Annotated in this window: 2 protein-coding genes; both read left to right on the top strand. The window is 43.6% G+C overall.

The window, feature by feature from the left end; genetic code table 11:
- Positions 1–282 precede the first annotated feature (282 nt).
- The gene (locus KAH81_10175; protein ID MCK5834019.1) at positions 283–1,362 is read left to right on the top strand and encodes a hypothetical protein; all 1,080 of its coding nucleotides are present in this window, start codon (positions 283–285) and stop codon (positions 1,360–1,362) included.
- Between the two features lie 51 nt (positions 1,363–1,413).
- A complete protein-coding gene (locus tag KAH81_10180; protein ID MCK5834020.1) occupies positions 1,414–2,589 on the top strand; it encodes an arginine kinase in 1,176 nt (391 codons plus the stop codon).
- Positions 2,590–2,742: the final 153 nt, after the last annotated feature.

Genomic DNA, 2,742 nt, shown 5'->3' on the forward strand with positions numbered 1-2,742 from the left:
CTTACGCTGAGCACCTTTTTGATTGAAAAATCGACTAAACCTGTTAATAATCTTTCCATAAATTGATCTCCTTTCTTTGGTTGGAAATTTGATCAATTTATGGGGCATATCAAAATGTTTTGGTATGCCTTTTTTTATGTGGGATTTTTTTATCCCCCTTCTTTGAGGTAGAGCCCCCTTTTTTAGCTTTCCAAGTTTTGCTAATACTTTTGCTAATACTCTGACAGAGAATCTGCCAAGATTTCATTTGACACTTTTGTGAATTAAGCTTTCCATCAATTCATGTTCTTGACTCTCAAATATATTCAGCTATCGTTTAGTTGTAATTATGTTTCTATCGCTGAATTAGAGAGGGTGGAACTCGTGCGACTCAGTGCAACAATTCTGATGATTTTCCTAACAGCATACTCATCTTTTGCCAGTGAAATTAAAACTAATGTTATTAGTGTTGTTGATGGTAGTACAGTTATTATCGACACCGAAACCGGGCACAGGACTATTCGTATTGCTGGTTATGAGTCCCCACGTACCGGTCAGTTGTGCTTTGTCGAAGCAAAGGAACTGCTTAAGAAAATTATCAACAACAAGCCGGTGCTTATCAAATATCTACGCGGACATAATGATATCGCCAACTTGACCCCTGCAAGCGGTAAAAGTATTCCCATTGTTTTTGTTGCCACTGGGCTTGGTAGGATAACAAAAGCGTCAAGTAAAACTCTGAAAAACCTTCAAGAAAAAGCGAAATTAGAGAAGAAAGGGCTCTGGAAAAACTATAATCTTCTCAATGATTTTAAAATCCGCAAAAAAAACAAATCCCCAAAAACAAGAACCATCACCACTCAAAATAGCAGATCATCGCTTTATGGCGATAGCGTTACCGATATTCTCAGGGATAGAGATGGATCAGCTATTGGAAAAGGCGGCGGTTTTGTTATTGCGAATGAGGGTATGCACAGGTCATCGTCAGAGAGTATTTCAACGAGAAGCATAAGTAGGGGTGGGCGTGATAACTCTACAAAAGCAATAGATTTAGTCGTTTTGACAGGATACTTTGACAACAATAAGTTGAAAATTGATTTCCACTACAAAAATACTAGCATAGATGAATTGGTGTTTTGGCGTTCTGGTTCTGTCGGGACAGTGTGCGAAGTCTATAAGAACATTGGAGATATCTTAGATCCTTTAAGAGGAGAGCTTATTACGACTATAAGAAAAACGGTAAATTCATGCCACCAAAGCATCTATGTTGATATTCCATATCAGTATGTTAACACTGGGAACTTTGACATTGTAGAGTGTGTGGTAGATACAGGTTGGAAGAAGATGACAGCCTTTGATACTTATCGTTTCAACAGTTATTGACTAGATAAATTATTGGGTCTGTTTGATTGCAATTATCAAGGAGGGTAGAAGATGTTATTTGGAAAAAAGCCTGGTTATGATCCTGACTACGATTTGAAGCTTGATGAATCACTCGCTAAAAACGAATATCCTGCTGAGAAGCTGACAGCGGCGCGTACGGCCGAACATACCTCGCTTTGTGCGCAGGTATGCACACCTGAAGTTTGGGTCAAGTACCAAGATGTGGTCAGCAGTGGCCCCGCCAAGTGGACGCTGGCGCGAGCAATCAATACGGGTGTCATGTATCCTGAGAGTTTTGTTGGTTGTCATGCTGGTGACAGGGAGTCCTACGATGATTTTAGGGATTTTTTCTATCCAATCATTGAAAAATACCACACCGGGTTCTCGATGGAAAAGGGAAGTCCGCCGCAGGGTGCCCCCTCCGAACGGATGGATCCAGCCAGAATCACAGTCGATCTGTGTGATAGTGCCAAAGAAAAGATTGCTTCGACTCGGATCAGGCTCGCCCGCAATCTATCGATGTTTCCGTTGAACCCGGGTGGCTCACGTGAAAGTCGCGAAGATGTTGCAGCTCTGATGGCTAAAGTCTATGCGCGAATTCCGGCTGATTCCGACCTTGCGGGAGAGCTTTTTCTGCATACCAAGATCTCTGATATAGAGCGGCAAGCATTGATCGATGACCACTTTCTCTTTCGCGGTAAGGATCGGATGCAGGCGGCTAGTGGCTACCATGAACACTGGCCCCATGGCCGAGGTGTCTATCTGAACAAAGCAAAGACTTTCATCAACTGGGTGAATGAAGGGGATCATCTCAGAATTATTTCGATGGAGATGGGTGGCGACGTAAAGGCCGTTTTCGAACGCCTGAGTGCTGGGGCGAAAGTTATTGAGGAGGGCGTGAAAGCCATAACGGGCATTGATGAAGCCTTTATGATGCATCCGAAATTTGGTGCTGTAACCTGTTGTCCTTCCAATATTGGAACAGGAATGCGCGGCAGCGTGCATATCATGGTTCCGAAACTGATCGAAACGATTGGGTTCGAGGCAATTGATCGTCTGTGTCGCGAACGCAACTGTCAGGCACGCGGGACGACAGGTGAGCATTCGGAAGTGTTGGATCGGATCGATGTAAGCAACTGGCGTCGGATAGGACTGCCCGAATATGAACTTGTCGAGGACATGATTCGCTGTGCCAACTTCTTGGCCGGTGAGGAGGATAAAATATAAAGGTCGGGTGCTTTTCTAATCATGATCAACCATTATTTCAGTAAGGAAGATGAGTGAATTCCTTCTTCGATCGATTCTCCGCTACAGGATATGTTTGTGCCCATCGTGGGGCACGCTCTATTGCTCCAGAAAATACCCTGCTGGCACTGAAAA

It is taken from the genome of bacterium, assembly GCA_023145965.1.
In the GTDB taxonomy this organism is placed as follows: Bacteria; UBP14; UBA6098; order UBA6098; family UBA6098; genus UBA6098.

What these genes read in the sequence shown, in the direction of transcription:
- KAH81_10180 (MCK5834020.1), top strand. Translation starts at nt 1,414, where the DNA reads ATGTTATTTGGAAAAAAGCCTGGTTATGATCCTGACTACGATTTGAAG.
- KAH81_10175 (MCK5834019.1), top strand. Translation starts at nt 283, where the DNA reads ATGTTCTTGACTCTCAAATATATTCAGCTATCGTTTAGTTGTAATTAT.